This is a genomic window from Pseudomonas sp. K8, assembly GCF_014889455.1.
Lineage (GTDB): Bacteria > Pseudomonadota > Gammaproteobacteria > Pseudomonadales > Pseudomonadaceae > Aquipseudomonas > Aquipseudomonas veronii.
In genome coordinates this window covers 84,057-107,921 of the sequence record NZ_VJWO01000011.1, presented here as the reverse complement: position 1 = coordinate 107,921, position 23,865 = coordinate 84,057, and the positions used below count along the sequence as shown (strand labels likewise).

19 protein-coding genes and 1 pseudogene are annotated in these 23,865 nt (G+C 63.3%); 4 read left to right on the top strand and 16 right to left on the bottom strand.

All coding sequences use genetic code 11. The features are described from left to right. The first annotated feature begins 116 nt into the window (after positions 1-116). The 4 genes from INT12_RS10990 to INT12_RS10975 are packed head-to-tail and all read left to right on the top strand — an operon-like array spanning position 117 to position 4,901. Positions 117-1,628, top strand: a complete 1,512-nt coding sequence (locus INT12_RS10990) for an efflux transporter outer membrane subunit (RefSeq protein WP_017845907.1) — start codon at positions 117-119, stop codon at positions 1,626-1,628. Between the two features lie 10 nt (positions 1,629-1,638). Then, the gene (locus INT12_RS10985) at positions 1,639-3,840 is read left to right on the top strand and encodes an FUSC family protein (protein WP_046484570.1); all 2,202 of its coding nucleotides are present in this window, start codon (positions 1,639-1,641) and stop codon (positions 3,838-3,840) included. Then, on the top strand, positions 3,830-4,030 hold the full coding sequence (locus INT12_RS10980; RefSeq protein WP_017845905.1) for a DUF1656 domain-containing protein: 201 nt from the start codon (positions 3,830-3,832) through the stop codon (positions 4,028-4,030). The genes INT12_RS10985 and INT12_RS10980 overlap by 11 nt, the downstream gene beginning before the upstream one ends. 10 nt (positions 4,031-4,040) lie before the next feature. Next, on the top strand, positions 4,041-4,901 hold the full coding sequence (locus INT12_RS10975; RefSeq protein ID WP_046484565.1) for an HlyD family secretion protein: 861 nt from the start codon (positions 4,041-4,043) through the stop codon (positions 4,899-4,901). A 34-nt stretch (positions 4,902-4,935) separates the two neighbouring features. Here the strand turns inward: INT12_RS10975 and INT12_RS10970 are convergent, their stop codons facing one another. The 16 genes and pseudogenes from INT12_RS10970 to algK all read right to left on the bottom strand — a co-directional run bounded on the left by INT12_RS10970 (position 4,936) and on the right by algK (position 23,859). Continuing rightward, positions 4,936-5,838, bottom strand: coding sequence for an HlyD family secretion protein (locus tag INT12_RS10970; protein WP_193040883.1), 903 nt, complete (start codon positions 5,836-5,838; stop codon positions 4,936-4,938). Continuing rightward, positions 5,835-6,485: pseudogene (locus INT12_RS10965) on the bottom strand (ABC transporter ATP-binding protein); the annotation flags it as partial. The gene INT12_RS10970 and the pseudogene INT12_RS10965, both read right to left, overlap by 4 nt. A gap of 109 nt (positions 6,486-6,594) precedes the next feature. Further along, positions 6,595-7,725: an ABC transporter permease gene (locus INT12_RS10960; protein ID WP_046484561.1), complete on the bottom strand. Its 1,131-nt coding sequence runs from the start codon at positions 7,723-7,725 to the stop codon at positions 6,595-6,597. Further along, positions 7,725-9,071 (bottom strand): efflux transporter outer membrane subunit, encoded by a 1,347-nt coding sequence (locus INT12_RS10955; protein ID WP_319017434.1) that lies wholly within the window; start codon positions 9,069-9,071, stop codon positions 7,725-7,727. Before INT12_RS10955 ends, INT12_RS10960 begins: the two co-directional genes overlap by 1 nt. Positions 9,072-9,381: 310 nt before the next feature. Further along, complete coding sequence (locus INT12_RS10950) at positions 9,382-9,783, bottom strand: hypothetical protein (protein WP_017845899.1); 402 nt, start codon at positions 9,781-9,783, stop codon at positions 9,382-9,384. Further along, entirely contained in the window at positions 9,784-10,596 is an 813-nt protein-coding gene (locus tag INT12_RS10945) for an SDR family oxidoreductase (protein ID WP_193058847.1), read from the bottom strand. It abuts the gene before it with no gap. Between the two features lie 14 nt (positions 10,597-10,610). Further along, positions 10,611-11,075, bottom strand: coding sequence for a hypothetical protein (locus INT12_RS10940; protein ID WP_017845897.1), 465 nt, complete (start codon positions 11,073-11,075; stop codon positions 10,611-10,613). A gap of 359 nt (positions 11,076-11,434) precedes the next feature. After that, positions 11,435-12,886 (bottom strand): mannose-1-phosphate guanylyltransferase/mannose-6-phosphate isomerase, encoded by a 1,452-nt coding sequence (locus INT12_RS10935; protein ID WP_046384632.1) that lies wholly within the window; start codon positions 12,884-12,886, stop codon positions 11,435-11,437. A gap of 221 nt (positions 12,887-13,107) precedes the next feature. Continuing rightward, positions 13,108-13,764, bottom strand: a complete 657-nt coding sequence (locus INT12_RS10930; RefSeq protein WP_104903881.1) for an alginate O-acetyltransferase AlgF — start codon at positions 13,762-13,764, stop codon at positions 13,108-13,110. 16 nt (positions 13,765-13,780) lie between these two features. Next, on the bottom strand, positions 13,781-14,965 hold the full coding sequence (locus INT12_RS10925; protein ID WP_104903880.1) for an alginate O-acetyltransferase: 1,185 nt from the start codon (positions 14,963-14,965) through the stop codon (positions 13,781-13,783). Between the two features lie 11 nt (positions 14,966-14,976). Then, positions 14,977-16,509, bottom strand: coding sequence for an MBOAT family O-acyltransferase (locus tag INT12_RS10920; protein WP_046384629.1), 1,533 nt, complete (start codon positions 16,507-16,509; stop codon positions 14,977-14,979). A 196-nt stretch (positions 16,510-16,705) separates the two neighbouring features. Beyond that, positions 16,706-17,815: a mannuronate-specific alginate lyase gene (locus INT12_RS10915; protein ID WP_102618724.1), complete on the bottom strand. Its 1,110-nt coding sequence runs from the start codon at positions 17,813-17,815 to the stop codon at positions 16,706-16,708. 8 nt (positions 17,816-17,823) lie between these two features. Beyond that, positions 17,824-19,272: an alginate O-acetyltransferase gene (locus INT12_RS10910; RefSeq protein WP_046385355.1), complete on the bottom strand. Its 1,449-nt coding sequence runs from the start codon at positions 19,270-19,272 to the stop codon at positions 17,824-17,826. Between the two features lie 11 nt (positions 19,273-19,283). After that, a complete protein-coding gene (gene algG / locus INT12_RS10905) occupies positions 19,284-20,873 on the bottom strand; it encodes a mannuronan 5-epimerase AlgG (RefSeq protein WP_193040927.1) in 1,590 nt (529 codons plus the stop codon). Further along, complete coding sequence (locus tag INT12_RS10900) at positions 20,873-22,360, bottom strand: alginate export family protein (protein WP_193040926.1); 1,488 nt, start codon at positions 22,358-22,360, stop codon at positions 20,873-20,875. Before INT12_RS10900 ends, algG begins: the two co-directional genes overlap by 1 nt. Next, the gene (algK, locus tag INT12_RS10895; RefSeq protein WP_226926131.1) at positions 22,357-23,859 is read right to left on the bottom strand and encodes an alginate biosynthesis TPR repeat lipoprotein AlgK; all 1,503 of its coding nucleotides are present in this window, start codon (positions 23,857-23,859) and stop codon (positions 22,357-22,359) included. The genes INT12_RS10900 and algK overlap by 4 nt, the downstream gene beginning before the upstream one ends. Between the last annotated feature and the right edge of the window lie 6 nt (positions 23,860-23,865).

The following is a 23,865-nucleotide window of genomic DNA, read 5'->3' as shown; positions in this document are numbered from 1 at the left end:
GGATTATCGCCTGAACGGTAATAAAGATTCACAGGAATACCAGCTTATCGTCATTCCCCTCGCGTCCTAGAATTACACCACCTACCCTGCATCACCCACCTCAGGAATTCGCAGCAGTGCCGCGTCGCATCAGCAGAGAGCTGAAGACTCTCAGTGTTTGGGCCTTATCGTTAGCAATCAGCGGCTGCATCGGAACCGGAGGAATCGCCCCCCAAGACCAGGCCCTCAACGCCAATACCCTGGCCACCGACGAGGCGATCCAGAGCGCCGCCCGGGACGCCCGCTGGCCCACCGCGCAATGGTGGCAGGCCTATGGCGATCCCCAGCTCAACCGCTGGGTCGAACTCGCGACCCACGACAGCCCGAGCCTGGCCATGGCTGCCGCGCGTGTGCGTGAAGCGCGGGCCATGGCCGGGATTGTCGAGTCGGCCGAGTCGCTGCAGATCAACAGCGACACCACCCTCAAGCGCCACAACTGGCCGAACGACCAGTTCTACGGCCCGGGTGCATTGAGCGGTTCCAACACCTGGGACAACAATACGTCCCTGGGCTTCAGCTATGCCCTCGACCTGTGGGGCCGCGAAAGCAACGCCACCGAGCGTGCCGTCGACCTGGCGCACATGAGCGTGGCCGAAGCACGCCAGGCCCAGCTTGAACTGCAGAACAACGTAGTGCGCGTCTATATCCAGCTGTCGTTGCATTACGCCAACCGCGACATCGTCGCGGCCACGCTGGCCCAGCAACAGCAGATTCTCGATCTGGCGAATAAACGCCTGAACGCGGGCATTGGCACGCATTTCGATGTGAGCCAGGCCGAAACCCCGTTGCCCGAGACCCATCGCCAACTCGATGCCCTGGACGAAGAGATCGCCCTGAGCCGCAACCAGTTGGCGGCGTTGGCGGGTAAAGGCCCGGGCGAGGGCGCGCGACTGCAACGTCCGACCTTGTCCCTCGGCGCGCCGCTGAAATTGCCGTCCAGCCTGCCCGCGCAATTGCTCGGCCAGCGCCCGGACGTGGTCGCCAGCCGTTGGCAGGTGGCAGCGCAGGCGCGTGGCATCGATGTCGCGCACGCCGGTTTCTACCCCAACGTCGATCTGGTCGGCAGCCTCGGCTACATGGCCACCGGCGGCGGCATGCTGGGTTTTCTGGCCGGCAAGAAATTCAACTACAACGTCGGCCCGGCCATCACCCTGCCGATCTTCGACGGCGGCCGCCTGCGTTCGCAGTTGGGTGAAGCCAGCGCCGGCTATGACATCGCCGTGGCGCATTACAACCAGACCCTGGTCAACGCGCTCAAAGGCATCAGCGACCAGTTGATCCGCCGCGAATCCATGGACAAGCAAAAGGGCTTCGCCGCAGAGTCGGTGGCCTCGGCGCAGAAAACCTACGACATCGCGATGATCGCCTACCAGCGCGGCCTTACCGATTACCTCAATGTGCTGAACGCCCAGACCCTGTTGTTCCGCCAGCAGCAAGTCGAGCAGCAGGTGCAGGCCGCGCGTCTGACGGCCCACGCCGACCTGGTGACCGCCCTGGGCGGCGGGCTGGGCGCCGGCAACGATGTTCCGCAAGACACCAAGACTGTCCCGAGCAAGACCCCGGCGGCGCTCGCCGTGTTCGATCACTGAGTAGGATTTGATGACTCCCTTGCCTGCACCGCTGCGCTGGCTGTATTCCCTTGAGTGGCGCCGTGGCTTTTTCGACTGGGCACGCAGTGACGGCGTGACCTGGGTGTACATCTTCAAGGTGCTGATCGCTGCGTTCGCCACGCTGTGGCTGGCCATGCGCCTGGAACTGCCGCAACCGCGCACCGCGATGATCACCGTGTTTATCGTGATGCAACCCCAGAGCGGCCAGGTGTTCGCCAAGAGCTTCTATCGCTTCCTCGGCACCTTGGCCGGGTCGGCGGTGATGGTGTTCCTGATCGCCTTGTTTGCGCAGAACACCGAGCTGTTCCTCGGCTCGCTGGCGATCTGGGTGGGGATCTGCACCGCCGGCGCCACGCGCAACCGCAACTTTCGCGCCTATGGCTTCGTGCTCGCCGGCTACACCGCTGCGATGGTCGGCCTGCCGTCCCTGGCCCACCCGGACGGGGCGTTCATGGCGGCCGTGTGGCGGGTGCTGGAAATTTCCCTGGGGATTCTGGTCTCCACGCTGGTCAGCGCGGCGATCCTGCCGCAGACCTCCAGTGCGGCGATGCGCAACGCGCTGTACCAGCGCTTTGGCGTATTTGCGCTGTTCGTCACCGACGGCCTGCGTGGGCGCAGCCAGCGCGAGAGCTTCGAAAGCACCAACGTGCGCTTTATCGCCGAAGCCGTGGGCCTGGAAGGTCTGCGCAGCATCACCGTGTTCGAAGACCCGCACATGCGTCGGCGCAACGGCCGGCTCAGTCGCCTCAACAGCGAATTCATGAGCATCACCACGCGCTTCAACGCCTTGCACCAGTTGCTCGAACGCCTGCGTGCCGATGCCGCGGACCACGTTGTCGCCGAAATCAAACCGGGCTTGCAGGACTTGGCCGAGGTACTCGATGGGTTCTCCGGCCGCGCCCTCACCAGCCCCGACGCGGCGCGGCTGGTCAACCAGTTGAGCGTCTACAAGGACGGCTTGCCCGCCAAAGTCCGCAGCCTGCGAGCGATCTTCCAGCAAGGCAACCCGAGCGAAGACGAGCAGTTGGACTTTCATACCGCCTACGAGCTGCTCTACCGCTTCGTCGACGACCTGCACAACTACGCACAGACCCACGCCTCCCTGGCCGATCACACCCATGCGCGGGAACAGTGGGACGAAACCTTCATCCCCAAAACCAACTGGCTGGCCTGCGTGGCCTCGGGTGTGCGGGCGTCGTTCATCCTGATCGTGCTCGGCAGCTACTGGGTGGCGACCGCCTGGCCGAGCGGCGCGACCATGACCATGATCGCCGCCGCCACCGTCGGCCTGTCCGCCGCCACACCGAACCCCAAACGCATGGCGTTCCAGATGGCGTGCGGCACCCTGATCGGGGCGCTGGTGGGCTTCGTCGAAATGTTTTTCGTGTTTCCCTGGATCGACGGCTTCCCGCTGCTGTGCGTGATGCTCGCGCCGGTGATCATCCTCGGCGCCTTCCTCGCTTCACGCCCGCAATACGCCGGGGTCGGCGTGGGCCTGCTGATCTTTTTCAGCACCGGTTCGGTGCCGGATAACCTCACGGTCTACAACCCCTACAACTTTATCAACGACTACATCGCGATGATCATCGGCATGCTGGTGTGCGCGGCGGCGGGGGCGATCATCCTGCCGCCCAACAGCCGCTGGCTGTGGCGCCGCCTGGAACAGGACCTGCGCGAGCAAGTGGTGTACGCGATCAGCGGCAAGCTCAAGGGCCTGGCGTCGAGTTTCGAAAGCCGCACCCGCGACCTGCTGCACCAGGCCTACGGCCTCGCTGTCGGCCAGCCGCAAGTGCAACGCAACCTGCTGCGCTGGATGTTCGTGGTGCTTGAAGTCGGCCATGCGATCATCGAGTTGCGCAAGGAACAGGCGATCCTGCCGATCCACCCGGCCTACGCCGAATCCCAGCCCTGGCGCCAGGCGATCCGCGTGATGGGCCGCTCACTGGTGCGCCTGTTCCTGCAACCCAGCGCCAGCAACCTGGAGCGCGGGCTGATTGCCGTCGACCATGCGATCAGCCGCGTGCAGGCGACCGACGAACCCTTCGCGCCGCACTTCGATACCTCGGCCCTGCGCCGGGTGAAAAGCTACCTGCACTTCATCCGCACTTCGCTGCTGGACCCGCAATCGCCACTGGCGGCCTACAAGCCCCAAGGCGCGCTTATGTTGAAAGGAGCTGGGCATGCCTCGTGAAATCGCGTTCCACGGCATTTACATGCCGACCGTGACCCTGATGTTTTTGATCGCGGCGGGGTTGGCCTGGGCGCTGGACCGCTTCCTGGGGGGGTTCGATCTGTACCGTTTTTTCTGGCACCCGGCGTTGCTGCGCCTGAGCCTGTTCGTTTGCCTGTTCGGCGCCCTGGCGCTGACCGTCTACCGTTGAGAATGCCCCGATGAAAAAGTTTTTCAGCCTGCTCGCGACCTTGCTGGTTCTGGCTCTGGCGATCTGGATTGGCCGCACGCTGTGGGTGCATTACATGGAAACCCCCTGGACCCGCGATGGCCGCGTGCGTGCCGACATCATCAATGTCGCCGCCGACGTCACCGGCGAAGTGGTCAACGTGCCGGTGCGTGACAACCAGTTGGTGAAAAAGGGCGACCTGCTGATGCAGATCGACCCCGAACACTACCGCCTCGCCGTCAAACAGGCGCAAGCCCTTGTCGCTTCGCGCAAAGCCACCTGGGAAATGCGCAAGGACAACGCCCACCGCCGCGCCGACCTCGACGCGCTGGTGATCTCCAGGGAAAACCGCGACGACGCCGGCAACGTCGCCGACTCGGCCCTCGCCGACTACCAGCACGCCCAGGCACAACTGGAAGCCGCCGAACTGAACTTGAAACGCACGCAAGTGGTGGCGGCCGTCGACGGCTACGTCACCAACCTCAACGTGCATCGCGGTGACTACGCGCGCATCGGCGAAGCCAAGATGGCCGTGGTCGATATGAACTCGTTCTGGGTCTATGGCTTCTTCGAAGAAACCAAACTGCCCCACGTCAAGGTCGGCGATAAGGCCGATATGCAGTTGATGAGCGGCGAAACCCTCAAGGGCCATGTGGAAAGCATTTCCCGCGGCATCTACGACCGCGACAACCCCGAGAGCCGCGAGCTGATCGCCGACGTGAACCCGACCTTCAACTGGGTGCGCTTGGCCCAGCGCGTGCCGGTGCGGATTCATATCGATGAAGTGCCCGAAGGCGTGTTGTTGGCGGCGGGGATTACCTGCACGGTGATTGTCGACTCTATCCAGCACTGAACCTCTGTCGGGCTGGGCGGGTCGTGACGATTAGCTACGGCCCAAACCGCACCAGCAGGCGCTGCCCCACGCGCAGAGACGGCGGCGCCGGCTGATCGAACGCCAATATGCATTCAACGGTACGCATATTGGCCCTGACCAGGGCGTCGTCTTCCAGGGTGCTGTTGCCCAGTACCGCACTGATCCGCACCACATGGGCGGTCAGTGCCACTGAACCATCGGCGCTGTCATCGGTGACTTCGGCCTTCATCCCGGGGCGCACCGCGCCGGTGAATGACTCGTTGAGCTCGGCCCTTACGATACGCGCCTGGTTCGGCAACAAAACGAAAGCCGGCCCGGACTGTGCAGACACTGCGGCACCGGGTTGAATCAGGCGCCGAACCACCTCGGCGTCGACCGGCGCACGCAGGCTGTGTTGCGCCAGTTCGTAGCGTGCCGCCGTCAGCTTTCTCGCGGCGACTTCGGCGTCTGTCTGAGTCTTTTCAATCTCGTCGCGCAAGCGCTCGGCGGCCTCGTGGGCCCCATCGGCACTCTGGCTGTCGCCGGCGCCTGCCTTGGCGGCGGCGGTCAGGCGGCTGGCCTGCTGCTCGGCGAACTTGAGCTGCCTTGCCAACTGTTTGGCTTGGATCTGCACCTGGCGTTGCTCGGTCAGTGCGGCGGCGACTGCCAGTTGCGCCAGTTCACTGTCCAGGGTGGCGAGCAGTTGGCCTTTCTTGACCTGCTCGCCTTCCGTCACCTTGATCTCGGCGACCACGCCGTCGCGACTCGCGCCGAGCTTGAGCAAACCGCCTTCCACATCGATACGGCCGCGCGCGACGGCCAGGTAGGTTGGCGCCGACGACGTCGGCGTGGAAGGCGCATCTTCACGGGAGCAGGCGCTCAGCAATACAAGTGCGGTACTCAGAAGCAGCCAAGAGCGAAGCGGGCGCGCGTTCATACAGAGTGTTCCTGGGTTCCGACCATAGCGGCCGGTTGGAAGGGAAGGGATTGATCGTTCAAAATGCGGCCGTCTTCTATGGTCAGCACGCGGTCGCAATTACTGATCAGGCGCGGATCGTGGCTGACGCACAGCACCGTGGTGCCACGCGTGCGGGCGATGCGGTGCAAAATATCGATCACGATCTGGCCGTTGGCCGCATCGAGGGCGCTGGTCGGTTCGTCGGCGAACAACAACTCGGGGGCCTTTGCCACGGCGCGTGCAATGGCTACGCGCTGCTTTTCGCCGCCGGACAATTCGGCCGGGCGCAGTTGCATGCGCGAGCCCAGCCCGACGTCCTCCAGCGCCTCAATGGCGCGCGCTCGGACTTGCGTGCTCGGCAGCCCCAGGTAGCTCAAGGGCAGCTCGACCTGTTGCTGCGCAGTCAACGCCGGAAACAGGTTGAACCCCTGGAATACGAAGCCGGTGTGGCGCAGACGAAAATACTCCAGGGCCCGCGTGTCGAGGCTTGAAAGGTTGTGCCCCAGGGCCGATGCGCTGCCGCGGTCGGGCTGCTGCAGGCCGCTGAGGATCGCCAGTAGCGTGCTTTTGCCACAGCCGGACGGGCCTGAGATCAGGGTCAGTTCGCCGGGCCGTATCGCCAGGGTAATGTCATGCAGCACTGGGGTTACGACCCGCCCCGAGGTGAACGATTTACTGATACTGCTGGCTTGCAGCGTGAAGGGTGTGGCGGATGTCAGGAGACTCATGGCAGTGCTATCTCAGAAGGCTGGCCGGGTCGGCGTGGCGTAAGGTGCGGATGGCCGCCAGGCCCGACACGAGTGCCAGGAGCATGCTCAGGCACAGGCAGGCGAGGGCCGCGACGGGCGAAAGCTGCACCGGCACGTTGTAGTGCGCCGCCAGGGCGAAGAACAGGCCGGCGAGCACCGAACTGCCCAGCAGCCCCAGTGCCCCGACCCAGAAAGCCTGCTCCATGACCACTTTGCGCAGGGCATTCACGCCGACGCCAAGGGCGTTCAAGGTGGCGTACTCGCGGATGGAACCGACGACCGCGGCGACCAGCGTCTGGCTGGTGATGACCGCGCCCACCAGGAACACAATCGCGGCCAGAAACAGCACGCCGGCACCGGCACCGGTGTCGAACATCCAATACATCTGCGAGCGCTGGGCGAACTGTTGTGCGGTCCATACCGAGTAGTTGCCGAATGCAGGGCCGTCGCTCAGGCGCGCGGCAACCGCACCGGCCTGAGCGGGATCGCGCACTTTGGCCACCAGGTAGGTGATGCGGTCTGCTGCGGTGGTGGTGTCGAGCTGCCGGGCGGTGGCCAGCGACGCCAGCACATTGACCCCACCCAGCGCGCGCAGGCCGCTGGTGACGCCCACCACGCGCACACGTTGCCCGTTGATGGTCGCGGCGTCCCCCAGGTTCACGCCCAGGGTGCTCAGATCGGCGCGGTCGACGATCACCGCACCGGGCTCGGCCAGGCGGGCGCGCAGTGCCGTCGGCAGGGCGCGCGCAAACATCAGGCCGTCTGGCCCGACGTCGATGCCGCTGACAAACACCGACACGCCACCGGTATCTCGCGCACCGCGCCAATCGGCGTCGACCCAGCGAAACGACTCGACACGCAGGACGTCGGCGTCCATGCGCAGGCGCATTTCCACGCCGGCATCGATCGGTCTCCCGAGGTTGACGCTTTGCGTGCCGGGGTAACCGACCCAGAGGTCCGCCGTAGAGCCGGTGATATAGACGCTGGCACTGCCGAAAATACCCAGCACCAGCGCGGCCTGGAGCAACTGCAGCAGCCCCGCGAAGCCTACGGCAATCATCGCGGGCAGGAAGCGCCGCCATTCGTGGATCAGTGTCAGACGGGCAAGCGCCACCATCAGTCAGCATCCTTCACTGTCGGGTTCGGTAACGGTGCGCCGCCGAGGGCTTTATAAAGCGCGATGTAGGCGATGTCCCGTTCGGTGCTGGTGCTGTCGGCCTGTCGCATGGCTTGCAGTGCCTGCACGCGGGCGCTCGTCAGCTCCAGTGGGCTCATGAGCCCCAGGCGCTCGCGTTGTTGCAAGGCCTCCAGGCGCGTCTGCGTCGCCTTATGGGCCTGGCGCGAGGCGTGCTCGCGCAGGCGCGTTTGTTCGAGGTCGCCCAGGGCGATTTCGGCTTCGGCAACGCCTTGCAACACCGCCTGGCGATAAGTCAGAACCGCTGCCTGCAACAGGTGGTCTTTCGCGCGGGCAGTGGCGATACGTTGGCCCCAGTCGAACAACGGGATGCTGATCCCCGGCCCGGCCGAGAAAATACTGTTGCCGCTGGGCGTGCGCTTGCGGTTGCTGGCAATGTTCAGCGACCACTGCAACGAAGCGCCCAGGCTGAGATGCGGGTAGATATCGGCGCGGCTCATCCCCAACTCCCCGGCGGCCACAAGAACCTCGGCCTCGGCGTTGGCAATTTCCGGGCGTGTGCGCAGCAGGTCCGCCGGCACGTTGTTGAGTTGCCACTGGCCGAGCGTGGGCTGCGGTCCGGGCTGCAGCCAGCGCGGGTCGGGCTCCGGCCGACCCGACAACAGCGCCAACTGCTGGGCATGGCGGTGGATCCGTTGTTGCGGCCCGCTCAGCTGCATCTCGGCCCGTGCCAGTTCCGCCTCGGCGCCCGCCACGTCAGCGTGCGGCGCCAGGGCAAGTTGCTCGCGCACACGCAGCAGCGCCAGTTTTTCCTGCTGAGCGTCACGAATGGCCGTCAGCGCGCGTTCGGCGTGTTGCGCCGAACGCAGCTCAACCCAATGCCGGGTGACTTCGGCGACCAGCGACACCTGGACGCTGCGCAAGTCGGCGGCCACCAGCGCCTGGTTGCCCTCGGTGATGCGATCCGCGCTCTGCCTGGCGCCGAACAGTGGCAGTTCCCACTGTGCATCGAAGCCGATCAGGAAGTACGAACTGCTGGTGTCGGGGCTTATCGCGTCGTGGGTCTTGATCCCGAGCGAGGGCAGATAGGGCGCTTGCGAATGTTGGCTCAGCACTCGCGCAGCCCGCAGGCGCTCGACTGCGGCGGCGACGTCGAGGTTGTTGTGCAATGCCTGATCCACCAGGGTATCGAGTTCAGGATCATTGAAGGCGTGCCACCACCGATTGAGGTCAGGCTTAGCCGGCGCCAGAGGGGACGGTGCATTGCGCCATGCCTCTGGCGCGGGCGGTTTCAACGCGGGCAGAGGTGCGACCGAACAGCCTGTCACCGCAGTTAACCCCAGTGACAGTGTGAGCAGCGTCCGACAGGCGCGCGATTTGTTTAAAGGCTTGATAGGGGTCACCCAAGAGGTACCGGAACGGCTGTGTCAAATCGACGCGAACAGCGATCAACGACAAGCGAGGTATGAGGTCTGAGCGTGTTGAGTCAGAAGTCAGCGCGTCACTCTAGCGAGAGTGTCCGTTCAGTTCTGTAGCGAAATTGTATTGCCGCCAATGAGCGGGGGACTCAGGGCGATGGGCTGTGCGCGCAAGCGAGGGGAGGCTTGCGCGCATACTGGCGGGGTGTTGCCTGGCGGTTCAGGCCTGGCAGTACGTCTCGTGCAAATGGCGCCACAGCAGTGCGCCGCTGGCCTGTTTCTCGAAGACCACTGTGGCGCGGCGATCGGTCTGGGTGCCGCTGTCGTCGATCTGATGTTCGCGGTAACTGACGACGGCGCCGCGTGCATGCCGGTCAATGCCGCTCAGTTCGCTCAAGGTGATCTTCAACCCTGGCCGCTGGCCGCCCAGGCGGGTGAACAGGTAATTGACCCCCGCGGCGTTCATGCGTGTGCCGGTGGAGGGCGCAATCATGCTGAACTCCGGCGAGAAGCGCGCGAGCAGCCTTTGCAGCGTGCCTTCAGGCGCCACCCCGGCGAACCACTGTTCGATCTCGACGTGGGTCTGGATCACTTCTTCGAAAAAGTCGCTGTAGTCGATCATTTACAAACTCCTATTCAAACCAAAGCGTCGCTTCAATACGTTTTCCAACAACCCTTTGGGCAGTAACGCCGCCATCAACGGCAGTGCCCGACTGCCATTGCCCGCGCGCAATAAGCGGGGCGGTGTCGGTTGTTGCACGGCGTTCAGGACCTGGCTGGCAAATCGGCTGGCCGGTGTCGGGTTGTCCTGGGAGGCCCGGGAGCGCGCGCGGATGCCTTCGCGCAACGGCCACCACGGCGATTGTTCGTTGATCAACAGCTCCGCCTGGGCACCGGCGTTTTTCGCAAAGCGGGTATCGATTGCGCCCGGTTGCACTTCCATCACCCGCACGCCAAACGGCGCCAGTTCCATGCGCAGGGCATCGCTCAAGGCATGCACGGCGGCTTTGGAGGCGCAGTAGGCGCCAGCGAATGGCGTCACCAGCACCCCGGAAACGCTGCCGATATTCACCACCAAACCTGTGCCGCGACGCAGTGCGGGGAAGAACGCCTGGGTCACGCCGACGATGGAAAACACGTTGGTTTCGAACTGACACTGCAGCGCCTCGGTGCCGCCGTCGAGCAACGGGCCCATGGCGCCGTAGCCGGCGTTGTTGACCAGCACATCCAGCTCGCCCCACTGCTCGGCCAGGTGCTGCAAGGCGGCGCTGTCATTGACGTCCAGTTGCACCGCATTGAAGCCGGCGGCGGACAAGCGGGCGACGTCTTCCGGTTGGCGGGCGCTGGCCCACACGTCGAAGCCGGCGGATTTGAAGGCCTCGGCCAAGGCGCGCCCGATGCCGCTGGAGCAACCGGTGATGAGTACGTTGGGCATGGATCGGTCCTTTGTCAGTCCGAGAAGCTGCCTTGCAAATGCTCGGCGCGAAATTCCAGGGTTTGCGGGCGGTAGCCAGGGCGCAGCGGCGGGGTGGGCAGGCAGTCGTCCCAGGTGGCGCCGGCCTGCAACTCGCCGGGGCCGCGATAGCGTGGGGCAGCATAGACGTTGTCGGCCAGGTTGACCGTATCGCCCGGCGCATAGGCAGCGACGCGCCAGCGCAGTTCGGTCAGCGGTACGTCGTTGCCGTTGTTCAGGGTCAGCTTCAGTGGGCGGTCGGCCGGGCAGTCCTGCGGGGCGTAGACAATGCGCAGCTCCAGGCGCGCCAGTTGCGACGCTTCACGATTGTCCAGCCACACCACCCACACGCCCACCAGCCCCAGGCCCACAGCGGCGGCCAGCGATACGGGCAGGGCTTTGGCCGGGTAGCGCAGCAACAGGACCAGCCAGGTGATGATCAGGAGAACGCCGAAGAACATGGAGACCACCTCGAATAGGGAACGAGCATCCTAACTTAAGCGTAGGTGGGATTGGCTACCTTGAGTGCTGCGGTGGCCGGGCGGGCCTCATCGGGGGCAAGCCCCCTCCCACCTCTGATCTGTGAATACATTCAAATGTGGGAGGGGGCTTGCCCCCGATGAGGCCCTCACAACCAGCGCAAATCCCAAACAAAAAGCCCCCTCCCACCTTTGATCTGTGAATACATTCAAATGTGGGAGGGGGCTTGCCCCCGATGAGGCCCTCACAACCAGCACAAATCCCAAACAAAAAGCCCCCACCCAAGCCACTGCGGATAGGGGACGCAATGGCTTGGGCGAGGGCTTCTTGCAGGACTGTTTTACTGCGCGATCGTTTTCACCGACACGCCACGTTCCACCGGCGTCGAGCGACCGTAGATATCCTCAAACCGCTCGATATCGTCTTCGCCCAAATAGCTGCCCGATTGCACTTCGATGATCTCCAGCGGGATCTTGCCCGGGTTGCGCAGGCGGTGTACCGAGGCGATCGGGATGTAGGTGGACTGGTTCTCGCAGAGCAGGAACACGTTCTCGTCACAGGTGACTTCGGCGGTGCCGCTGACCACGATCCAGTGTTCGGCGCGGTGGTGGTGCATCTGCAGCGACAGGCACGCGCCCGGCTTGACCGAGATGTGCTTGACCTGGAAGCGCCCGCCCATGTCGACCGAGTCGTAGGAGCCCCACGGACGGTAGACTTCGCAGTGGTTCTGAGTTTCGCTGCGCCCTTGTTCGTTGAGGGTGGCGACCATCTGCTTGACGCCCTGGACCTTGTCCTTGTGGGCAATCATCATCGCGTCCTTGGTTTCCACCACCACGATGTTTTCCAGGCCGATCACCGACACCAGCTTGCCGTTGCCGTGGATCATGCAGTTCTTGCTGTCCTGGATCACCACGTCGCCTTTGGTGACGTTGCCGTTGACGTCTTTATCGTTGACCGCCCACAGCGACGCCCAGCAACCCACGTCGCTCCAGCCCGCGCTCAGCGGCACCACGCAGGCGCGCTGGGTTTTTTCCATCACCGCGTAGTCGATGGAATTGTCCGGGCAGCAGGCGAAGGTGGCTTCGTCGAAGGTCACGGTGTCGGCGGTCTGCTCGCTGCGTTCGAGGGTCAGCACGCAGGTGTCGTAGATGTCCGGGTCGTGCTTTTTCAGCTCTTCGAGGAAGCGGCTGGCGCGGAACAGGAACATGCCGCTGTTCCAGAAGTAACCGCCGCTTTTGACGAACTCGACGGCGCGTTTTTCATCGGGTTTTTCCACGAACTGTTGCACGCGGCTCACGCCTTCGGGCAGCAGCGAATCGTTGGCGGACTTGATGTAGCCATAACCGGTTTCCGGACGGGTCGCCGGCACGCCGAACAGCACCATCTCGCCGCGCTCGGCGGCCACGGTGGCCAGGGCCAGGGCGCGTTGCAGGGCTTTCTGGTCGTCGATCACATGGTCGGCCGGCAGCACCAGCATCAGCTCATCGCGGCCTTCGTTGACCAGCATCATCGCGGTCAGCGCCACGGCTGGCGCGGTGTTGCGGCCGAAGGGTTCCATCAGGATGCGCTGGGCTTCCAGCTTGCGCACGCTCAGTTGCTCGTTGACGATGAACCGATGGTCTTTGTTGCAGACCACGATTGGGGTGTCCATGCCATCGAATACCAGGCGCTCCAGGGTTTGCTGGAACAGCGTGTGCTCGCCGGTCAGGGCCAGGAACTGTTTAGGAAACTGTTTGCGCGAAAGCGGCCAAAGACGTGAGCCGCTACCACCGGAAAGGATTACTGGGATCATGCTGTTTCTCCTTGAATCGATTTGGGTCAGAGCTACGAAGGTTTGTCGTTCCACTCTTGTTTTTGTCTCGGTCCGAACTGACGCCTCTGCCCTCTGTAGGCGCGAGCTTGCTCGCGAAGAACTTCCAGACACCGCGTACATCCAGAATGCCCGCGTCATCAGTGGCGATTTTCGCGAGCAAGCTCGCTCCTACAGTGGGTTGCTGTCAGTCCGAGAAATGTTTAGCGGGTCGACACGGGGCGTTTCACCCACACTGGCGACAGGCTTGAACCGGAGCCGGTGACATACAGCACCGCCGCCTCACCACGCTCCAGGGCTACCGGTTTCACGTCGCCGACTTTCTTGTCGCCGTCGTACAGCGCCAGGCTGACCTTCACCGGGTTGATTTCACGCTCGCCACGGCCTTTGGCGGCGACGGCCTTGACCACGTCGGTCTTGCCGTCGGCGGTTTTCAGGGTCAGGGCCTTGTCGCTGAGGTTCTGCACGCGCACCAGGGATTTCTGTTTGTTCTTGAACGGCGGTTCTTCGATCAACTGCGGCTGGCCGCTGCTGTTGTTGACCAGGGTGTAGTAGTGGTCGGCGGCGAGCTTGACCGACACGGTCTGGCTGCCCACCTTGGCGCTGTAGTCGCCGCCGGGCATGAAGCTGAAGTCGCTGCTGGCCAACGGGGCCACTTCGCTCAGGTTGGTGGCGCCGACGGTGGCGCTGACTTCCTGATTGGAGGCGTTATAGACACGCACGAAGCTCGAGCCTTTCGGGGCGACAGGGCCGTACAAGGCGGCGTCACCGCCGGCGAAGGCGGACATCGATACAACGCTCATGCCGGCAACCAGGGCCAGGGTCTTGGCGAGACGACGCGGAGTAGTAGTGAAAGTCATGTGAGTTACCTCTCTTTCAGTTTTGCGCCCGTTCGGGCGTCTCGGATTTTGGGTGTTTAGCTGGAGTGTTCAGTGCCATGTTCTGTTGGCGCGCACCGGCTTGTTTGAGTTGCGCAACCCACTGCGGGTCGGCATCGCCGATTTCGTTGTTGACGGGCAGATAGCGTTCCGGGAACTCCCAGATCAGCACCTGGGGCGGGCGGTTCTTGAAGTCATCGCTTTTGAGGTAGCTGAGCATCGGCAGGATCGGGCCATGGCCGTCTTCGGCGTAGCTGATCACGTCGCTGCCCAGGGCTTGCTTGAGCGCCCCGACGAAGTTCCAGTTGGGGTTGGCGCTGTAGCTGGTGCCGACCAGTGCCACCGGGGTTTCGCTGTCGCTGAACAGCGCGTCGTCGCCTTTGGTTTCGGCCAGGTGCGTGACGCGTTTTTCCAGCGGCTCCTTGGGCGGCATCAGGTTTTCGAACAGCGGGTCGAGCGGCAGGAACAGGCGCAGGTCGCCCTTGTGCGGTGCGGTTTTCTCGGCCTCGGTGACAAAACGCTGCGGTTCGCCGCTCAGTGGGGCCTTGTCGGCGATCGCCTTGGCCAGTTGCTTGGCGGCGATTTCGGCACCGTCCGGGGTCCAGTGGGTGTCGGTGCGCAGGAACACTTGCTGGCCGCCGAGCTTGGCCTGTTGCAGCGGGCCAAGCAGGTCGGGGGCGAGGATCTTGTCGGCGGCGACACGGGCGTGGAAGGCCTGGTACAGGTTGGCGTGGATGCTCGCCGGTTTCACGTCACCCAGGTGTTCCGGGTACAGGCGCACCTTGGCCGGCACGATGGCGAGCACCAGTTGAATGCCTTGGGCCTTGAGCTGCTGGCGCACGCCTTCGACCAGGGCGTAGTTGCCCTCCAGGTTCTGCTCTTCGTTGACGGCGGGGTTGAACTCCTCGTCGCTGTACAGCCAGTGATCGCGGCCCAGCACTACGCCGGGGCGGCCTTCATTGAACAGCTTGTAGTCCAGCGCGGCCCAGAGGTTGGTGCCCAGGCGCTTGATCGGGAACTGTTCGTCGTAGTGGGTCTCGACGGCTTTGGTCCAGCGGCCGTTGAGCACGGTGGCGTCGGCATTGGTGCTGAAGCCGAAGAAACCGCGCAACGACCAGGCGCCCAGGGCGAGCAGCACCACCAGGAACAGGCCGATATAGAGGACGCGCAATGATCGGGTCATGGTCGGCTCCCTCAGAATTGGAAGTAAAGGAACGGCGAGAAACTCTGCGCCGACAGTTTCAGAATCGACGCCACGAACAGCAGCAGCACCGCCGCGCGCATGGCGTAGCGTGGCCAGTCAGCGGTCCAGTAGGCCGGTTGCACGGCGGCGTCTTTGCCCACGGTGAAACCTGGCTGGTGGATGCTGCCCGGGTCGTCGCCCGGTACGGCCTTGATCAGGCTCGGGTCGGCCGCCTTGGTTTTCTCGGCAGGGCGGTTGCTGTAGAAGTCGCGCAGGCCAAAGAACGCCAAGGTTGCATACGCCACCACCAGGGTTGCCACTTGCAGGCCGGTGAGGCTGGCGCGGTTGAGTTCCGACAGCGACCATTCGCCAAAGCTGAACATCGCGCCGTACATGCGCCCGGCGACGTGCAGGTTTTCGGAACGGAAGATCACCCAGCCCATCACCACCAGCAGGAACGTCAAGGCCCAGCGGATCGGGTTGAAGCTGCGCGGCGAGGTGTTCAGGCCGATGGCTTTTTCGATCGCCAGCCACATGCCGTGCCAGGCGCCCCACACGATGTAGGTGATGTTCGCGCCGTGCCACAGGCCACCGAGCAGCATGGTCAGGAACAGGTTGCGGTAGGTGATCAGCGTGCCTTTACGGTTGCCGCCCAGGGTGATGTAGAGGTAGTCGCGCAGCCAGGTCGACAGGCTGATGTGCCAGCGCCGCCAGAACTCGGTGATCGACTGGCTGATGTACGGCTGCTTGAAGTTTTCCATGAAGCGGAAACCCATCATCAAGCCCAGGCCGATGGCCATGTCGCTGTAGCCGGAGAAGTCGAAGTACAACTGCGCGGTGTACGCCAGCGCACCGAGCCAGGCATCACCGGTGGTGGGGTTTTGCAGGGCGAAGCAATGGTCGGCCACCACCGCCAGGGTGTCGGCGATGAAGACCTTCTTGATGAACCCCTGCATGAACCGCGTACAGCCTTCGGAGAACTTGTCGAGGGTGTGGGTGCGGTTGTTGAACTGGTCGGCCAGGTCGCGAAAGCGCAGGACGGGGCCGGCGATCAGGTGCGGGAAGATCGCCACGAACGCGGCAAAGTCGATGAGGTTGCGCGTGGCCGGAGTGTCGCCGCGATACACGTCGATGATGTAGCTGATGGACTCGAAGATGTAAAACGAGATCCCGATCGGCAACAGTACGTGGGTCAGGATGAACGGCTCCAGGCCCGCCGACTTCATCATCACGTTGATGCTGTCGACGCCGAAGTTGGCGTACTTGAAGTAGCCGAGGATGCACAGGTCGACCGCCACGCCCAGCAGCAGCCAGCGTTGCGCCGGCTTGGTACGCACGCCGGCGGCACCGACCTTGAGGCCGATCCAGTAATTCCACAGCGTGACGGCGGCGAACAGCGCCAGGAAGTCCACTCGCCACCAGGCGTAGAACACGTAGCTGGCCAGTAGCAGCAGCAGGTTGCGATAGCGTTGCCCGCTCAAGTAGTACAAGCCGAGAAAGATCGGCAAGAACAGAAACAGGAACACATTGGACGAGAAAACCATCCCGATCTCTCCATGTTTAACCAACAGTCAAGGGCCGCAGCCCCCCCAAACCCCCCCCCACGAATTCGGGGGCGGCTGTATTGCTCAAATGTGGGAGGGGGCTTGCCCCCGATGGCGGTGTAACAGTCGCCATCTGTGTTGAATGACACACTGCTATCGGGGGCAAGCCCCCTCCCACATTTCTAACCGCGTTTCGTCAGCTGCCTTTGTTGCCTTTTTCGTGCGTCGGGTCGTAGACCTTGGTCAGGTCGCCCCCGAGGCGGAAGGTCTTGAACGGCTGCATCCCATGTTTGCGCTCGAGCACATCCGGCGCGCAGGTGTAGAGGGTGCAGAAGGGTTCAAGCCAGGCGAATTTCATGTCTTCCTTGAGGTCCTTCATGTCCTGCTCTTTGCCGTTCTTCTGCTCGAAGATCTGCGGGTCCTTGACCCCGGCCAGCACCTTGTCGCCCAGGCGTTTGAGCGCGCCGTTGTTTTCCTGGCGCAGGTCCACGCCGTTGACCAGGGCAAAACTGGCGATCATCGACAGCGGCGGCAGGGCGTAGTTGTGGTACGACAGCGCGCGTTGCTGGCGCTTCAGTTCGTTGGGCAGGAAGCCCTGGTCGTCGACCTGGTTGGCGCCGACTTTGTATTCCTTCACCGCCCAGTCAAACAGGTCGCGACGGTTGGTGGCGATGGACGTCGCCATCACCGACCAGGCGGCCCAGTAGGAGTGGTTGTTGGTTTTTTCCAGCGGCAGGTTGTCCCAGTCGCTCACCACCTGATCGGCCAGCCGGTTGAACCAGGCTTCGATCAGTTGCGACTCCTGCTGATGGTTGGCCAGCGGGTGCGAGTCGGAGAACTTCAGGCGCACATAGGCCGAGGCCATGCTGCCCAGCGCCCATTTGCGCATGGATTTGCCGGTGTGGTTGAAGTCCTTGGACATCAACGCGTTTGCCCGAGCCCAAGTAGCCAGCCAGTTCAAGGTGCATTCCAACTGTTCCGGGCGACCGTCGCGCATGAACTGCATCACGCGCTTGCTGGTGTCTTTTTCCAGCTTGGTGATGTCGGCGGTGCTGTCGCGGAAGGCTTTTTCCGATTGCACGTTCAGCGTGGAACGGGCCTTGTCCGAGCCTTCGTACTTGCTGCGAAACTGCAGCGAGCCGGTGTATGGCGCCGGCATGGCGTCGCAGCCGTCCTTGAAGTCGCCGGTCTTGAACGCTTCCACCGGGGCGAAATAACCCTGGGGCGGACGCAGTGGCGCGGCGGCATTCACAGAACCGGCGAAGATCGCCAGGCCCAGCAATGTGGGGATCAATAACTTCTGCATAGGTAACCTCATTGCCCGAGTGAGGCAGTCTTCTGACCGCCGCTTGGGAATACGTTGCGTGTGCAAATTTTCGCTTCGACTTTCTGCGCGGCAGCACCCGCTTCGGGGCCCTGCACTTCCACGGCCAGCAAGTTCTGCGAGGCCCAGTCTTCGTCGGTGCGCAGTTCAAAGGCGAAACGCCCGTCTGTATCGGATGTTTCGGGTTTTTCGATCTTGATGTCCTCGTGGCGCCCGTTCATGTACCAGAGGGTGGCTTGCAAGGTTTTCACCGACGGGTCGGCGAAGCGGATGTCGACCTGATGGTTGGCGTTGCGCAGGTCTTTGTTCGAACTGTTGACCAGCAATTCGTTCTTGCCGGGTTTCAGGGTGGCGCTGGCGCTCATCTGCGCGGTCTTGCCTTCGCAGCCGTTGTCCAGCAGCGCCATCATCTGGCGGTAGATGGTTTCCTGGTCGAGGCGGTACAGCGGCGAGAATTCCCAGATCAGGATTTTCGGCGGCGTCTTCTGGAACTCGTCGCTGCCCAGGTACTGGATCATCGAGCCTTCGAGGCCGCCGCCGGGGAAGGCGACGTTGAGGATGTCGGCGCCGATTTCCTGTTCGAGGAAGCCGGCGAAGTTGTAGTTCTTGCCGCTGTGGCTGGTGCCGACCAGGGTGATCTGCGGGTTGCCCGAATCGCCGAACAGGTCGCCGTCGCCGGCTTCGCCCTTGGGCTCGGTGGTGAACTGGTCCATGTACTGGATCGCGTAGCTGGTGCCGCACAGTTGCCCGGCCATGTTGTGCAGGGTGCCGGTCTTGCCCATGCGCCCGGAGCGCTTGGTTTCGAATTCGCGCTTGGGAATCTCGGCGAACTCGGGCATCGCGCGCACTTTGGCACCGACGATTTTCGCGGTGCGCTGGGCGCCGTAAGGGGTCCAGTGTTGGTCGCCGCGGAAGTAGAAATCGTGGGCCGGCAATTCATCGGGCAACTGCTCGTTGGTCAACGGCGACAGGTCCGGCACCACGTAGCCCATCTTGGCGAAACGGCCGAGCATGCTCTTGTAGTTGCCCAGGGCCTTGTCGAAATCGAACGCGGCTTTCTCTTCAGGGTTGAGCTTGTTGCGGTTCACCAGGCCACGGGTCGGCTGGTAGACCACCACCAGTTCCACGCCCTTGGCCTTGAACGCATCGTGCAGCTGTTGCATGCGTTTGTAGCCGGCGGGGCTGGTGTCGAATTCGGTGCGCAGGTCTTCCTGGGTACGGAACAGCCAGTCGCCCTGGGCTTGCACCAGGGTGGTGAAGTTCTGCTGGTAGCGCGTGGTGTAGTTCTTCGCGTCGTGGGCCGCCGGGCACAGGCTGCAGCACGGTTCGGCGCTGAAAGTCGGCGCCTTGATCTCGTCGGCGCGCACGCCCTGGCTGGCCGCGAGCAGGCCGAGGGTCAGACCCGAGAGGCTCAACAGTTTGATCATGTGTGGGTGCATAAGGGTCATCCTCAGTCCTGCATTTCGGTCTGGCGTTCGACAGGGTCGATCAGCACGGCTTTCTGCTGGCGTACCAGCAGGTCGAGAATTTCTTCCTGGCGATCGCCCAGCACGCCGGAGAAGCTGATGCCGCTGGATTTGGTCGGCGCCAGCATCGACACGCGGTACAGCTCGATACTCAACGGCGAGTCGATCGACAGCGGCCCGCTGCCGTTACCGGCCAGTTCGCCGCCGACCACGATCAGCGAGACCTTGGTGTCGAACGGGTCGAGGGCGATGTCGCGGTCGGTGTCGGTCAGGTCCTTGATGTGGCCGTAGACGCCGGTCAGCCCGTTGGCCATCGAGGTGTTTTCGTACAGCTTGATGTTGACGCTGTTGCGTATGCGGATGCCGTGGCGACGGTTGGCGATCACCTTGTTGCCCCACAACAGGTTGTCGCCGCTCTCATAGAGCGTGATGCCGTCGGTGTGGTTGCGGTAGATCTCGTTGTCGGCGATCAGGTTGTTCACGCTGTTACGGTCGATCACCAGGCCCGAGAGCTTGTTGTCGTAGCTGCGGTTGTTGAAGATGAAGCTGTTGTTCACTTCCCGGGAAATGATGATGCCGTGCTTCTTCTTGGTGCCATAGACGGTGTTGTCCGCGATGATCAGGCCGTGGGAACGGTCGTGGGGGTCGATGCCGTAGACGATGTTGTCTTTGTAGGTGTTGCCCTTGATCACAAAGCCCGTGGTCTCGTAGCAGTAGAAGCCGTACCACATGTCCGAGAACTCGGAGTCGATGATCCAGCCGGTCGGCTCAGGGCGCTTGAGCACCTTGGCCATGTTCGGCGTGTACTGGGAAATACTCACCCCATACGACTTACTGTTGGCGTAACCGAAACTGGCCATTTTGGTGTTGGCGATGTAGGTCTCGGTGCCGCCCCAGGCCAGCAGGAACGGGCGGAACTCATTGGGCGACTGGTAGGTCGCCGGGCCGTTGGCCTTTTCTTTCCAACCGGTGATCTTGGTATCGCGCACAAACAGTTGGCCGTCGTTGATCAGGAACGAACCGGCTTCCTGGGACAGGCGCAGTTCTTTGGTGTGCTTGTCGATATCGAGGATGCCCTTGCGCCCGACCACGATCGGCAACTTGGCGAGGAACACGCCCGGCGAGGTTTCGCTGAGGTACTGCTTGGGCACTTTGCCCAGCAGGTCCTTGAGGTTCATGTAGCCGTCGTCGATAAAGATCGCCTGGGGAATGCCGTGCTGGCGCACCACCCACTCGGCCATCTTGTTGTCGCCGCCGATGAAGTCCTTCAGCGCGTCTTCCTGCATCATGCGGCGGATGCTGATTTTGCCCGGCTTGGTTCTGACGATTTTCTTTTCCATCGCCGCGGCGGTGTAGCCCGACAGGTCCGGCAGGGCCGGCTTGGGCATTTCCAGCGGCGCGGTCGGCGGGCTGGAAATGGTGTAGGTCTTGGCCTGTTGCAGTTCTTTGGCGATGGTCGGCGCCTTGACCGGCTGCGCGGTATCGGCGAAGGCTGTGGCATTGGCCATCAGCATCGCGGTCACCAGCAAGCATCTGCCTGTGAAGGGGTGAGCAATCATTGCGCGGGCTCCCATCAGAACTTCCAGATCACGTCGACAAAGGCGCGATGCATGTACGAGTCGACCTGGCTGCCATAAGCGTCGCCCGGTTTGAACACGCCGGCACGAAAGCGCACCAGGGCCGACGGTTCGTCGATCGACTGGCTGAGCGCGGCCGGCAGCAGGCCTTTCTTGAAGTACTTGGTGACGACCAGGTCCATCTCCTGGCCCAGGTCTTTCTTGCCGTCTTCAAGGGGCAGGGAGGTGCTGGACAGGATCGCGCCGGTCACGTCGTCGGTGTTGTTCTGCACGGCGTCGATGCCGTTGCTGCCCACCGGCTTGTTGCCGTCGACGCGCCAGAACTTGTGGTACACCAGGCTGGCGTCGTAGTCCTCGCGCAGTTGCCAGGAGCCGAACAGGCTCATGGACTGCATGTTGTTCATCTCGCCGCGGAACGCTTCGCCGAAGCGATGCAGGCGGGACTGGGTGCCGGTGAAGTTCGAACGGTTGCTTTGCAGGCCGTTCTGTTCGTACTCGGCGCTGGCGCGGGCATAGGCCGCACCCACTTGCCACTGCGGGTCGAGGCGCAGGCGGATACCCAGATCGGTGGCCCAGCCGCTCACGTCTTCGCTGCGCTTGGCGTTGCTCGGGCGGGTGCCGTCGGCGTTCAACGCGTTGACGGTGTCGCGGTCGCCCTGCATACCGGTGACGCTGGCCCAGTAGTTGACGGTGTTGGTGTTGCGCCAGTTGTAGGCGTCGCTGTTGGCCTCGATGCCGAGCCAGGTCAGGTCGCCGTTCTCGCGCTTGTCCGAGGGGTCGATGGGCATGCCCGGTTCGGAATAGTCGAGCTTGCCGTCGTCATGGGTGTGGTGCCCGCGCAGGCCGATCCACTGGCCTGGCGTCCACTGGTAGGCGGCGTCGGCGTAGAAGTGCTGGCGGTCTTTTTCGTCGGGCGACAGTTCCTTGAGGTCGGTGCGGTATTCGCTGAAGCGTTCGGCGGCGCCGGCGTTGGCCTTGAGCAGGGTGGTGTCGAAGGTCCAGTTCAGCGCTTCGATGTTGGTGTCGCGCCATTGGCCGTCGTCATTGTGCAGGCGCTGGCGGCCGAACTTGAGGAGCTCGCCGGGGTAGGGCGTGAAGCCGCTGTAGCCGACCCAGAACTCGCGCAGGGCCAGGTAGTTTTTCTTCGCTGTGCGGTCGCTGTTGCTCGACTGCTCGGTGGTGTCATCCGAGGACTGCTGCAGGGTGTCGGTCTCGATGATGTCGCTCGAGGTAACGGCCTGGCCCATGGCGTAGGCGCTCCAGTTGCCGCTTTCGCCGTAGACCCACGGGCGCAGGTCGAGGCCGATGCCGTTGACGTCGCCACCCTTTTGGGTGCCGAGGTCGCGGTCGTCTTCGGACTGGCCGGTGACTTTGACTTCCAGGCCGAAGTTCTTCGCTTCGGTCAGCGCGGCCAGGGTCGGGCACGACCACAGCAGGGCGAAGGTCAGGCCGATACCGGCCTGCACGAATGGATTGAGCTTCATAGGGATTCCTCGCCGTCTTCTTCTTGCAGGGCGTGCAGTTGCAGCGTGCTCTGGGCCAGGGTGCCGCGCGCGGCCAGTTCCTGTTGCACCAGGCGTTGGCCTTCGGCGCGTTGTTCCGGCGTCAGCGGGATTTCGAGCTGCGTGGCCAGGTCATTGGCCTCTGGTGTGTCCTGGGCTTTAGCCAATTGGCTGAAGACATAGGCGTTCAATGGGTCGGGCTTGGTGCCCTTGCCTTGGGAAAACAATTGCGCGATGGCGAAGTCGGCGCTGTTCTGGCCGTTGCGCGCAGCGGTCAGCAGGTGGTCCAGGGCTTTTTGCGAGTAGACCTTGCCCAGGTAGCCACGGCGGTAGATCTGGCCGAGGTAGTAGTCGGCGGCCACTTCGCGGCCCAGGGCTTTCTCGAAATGCGCTTCGGCGGCCTTGGCGTCCGCCGGCACCCACTTGCCATCGTAGTAGAGCTTGCCCAGCAACAGCTCGGCGCGCGGCTGGTCGGCGGCGCGGCCGTTGTCCAGGTACTTCATCATCTGGTCGACGTCGCCCAGTTCCGGGAAGTCGTAGAGCAATTGCGCCAGGCTGACCCAGGATGCGGGGTAGCCGGGGGCGATTTTTTCCAGCAGCGCCTGGGCGGTTTTCTCGTCGGTCTTGCCCAGCGTTGCGTCGCCCAATACGCGGGCCACGCTGTCGATGCGCTGTGCGGTGACGGTGCCGCGGCTGTAGCCGGCTTCCATTTGCTTGAGCAGTTCGGCCTGTTTTTCTGGCTCGGCTTTTTTCTGGTAGACCGTGGCCAGTTCGACGTAGCAGATGTCGGTGGTGTTCAGCGCGGCCTTGCAGATGCGCTCGACATCATCCAGATGCTGGTCGTAGGTGTCCTGGGTGCGATACAGCAGCACCTGGGCCAGACCGGCTTCCGGGTAACCGGCGGCCTGCCATTTGTTGATCTGCTGCTGGGCGTTCACGTTGGGGAAGCTGTGCGGGTATTGCAGGTACAGCATCGCCAGCGGGATCAGGGTGTTGCCTTCGCCATTGGCAAAGGCTTTTTTCAGCAGGCCTTCGGCTTCATGGTGTTCGGCGTTGGTGGCGCCGGGCTTGGCCACCAGCAGGCGCCCCAGGCGGGCCTGGGCGCGCGGAGAAATATCCGCAGCGGCGCGGTAAGTGGCCTCGGCCTGTTTGATCTGCGCCGGGTCGCGTGTGCCGACCTGGATATCGGCCAGGCCCACCTGGGCCTCGCTGTAACCCAGGGTCGCCAGTTGCTGGTAATTCTGCTGCGCGGTGAGCGTGTCGCCCCGCTTGAGGGCTTCGTTGGCCAGGCGCTGGTCGGGCAGACCGGCGCAACCGGCGAGGCTGACCGCAAGTGCCAGCAACGCGACAGGGCCCTTGTGGGAGCGGGCTTGCTCGCGATGCAGGCCGTGCGGTCCGTCAGGCAAACCGCACTGATCCCATCGCGAGCAAGCCCGCTCCCACAGGGATTGCGGTGTTTTCAGGAGAGTCGTCACAGGCATGTCCTC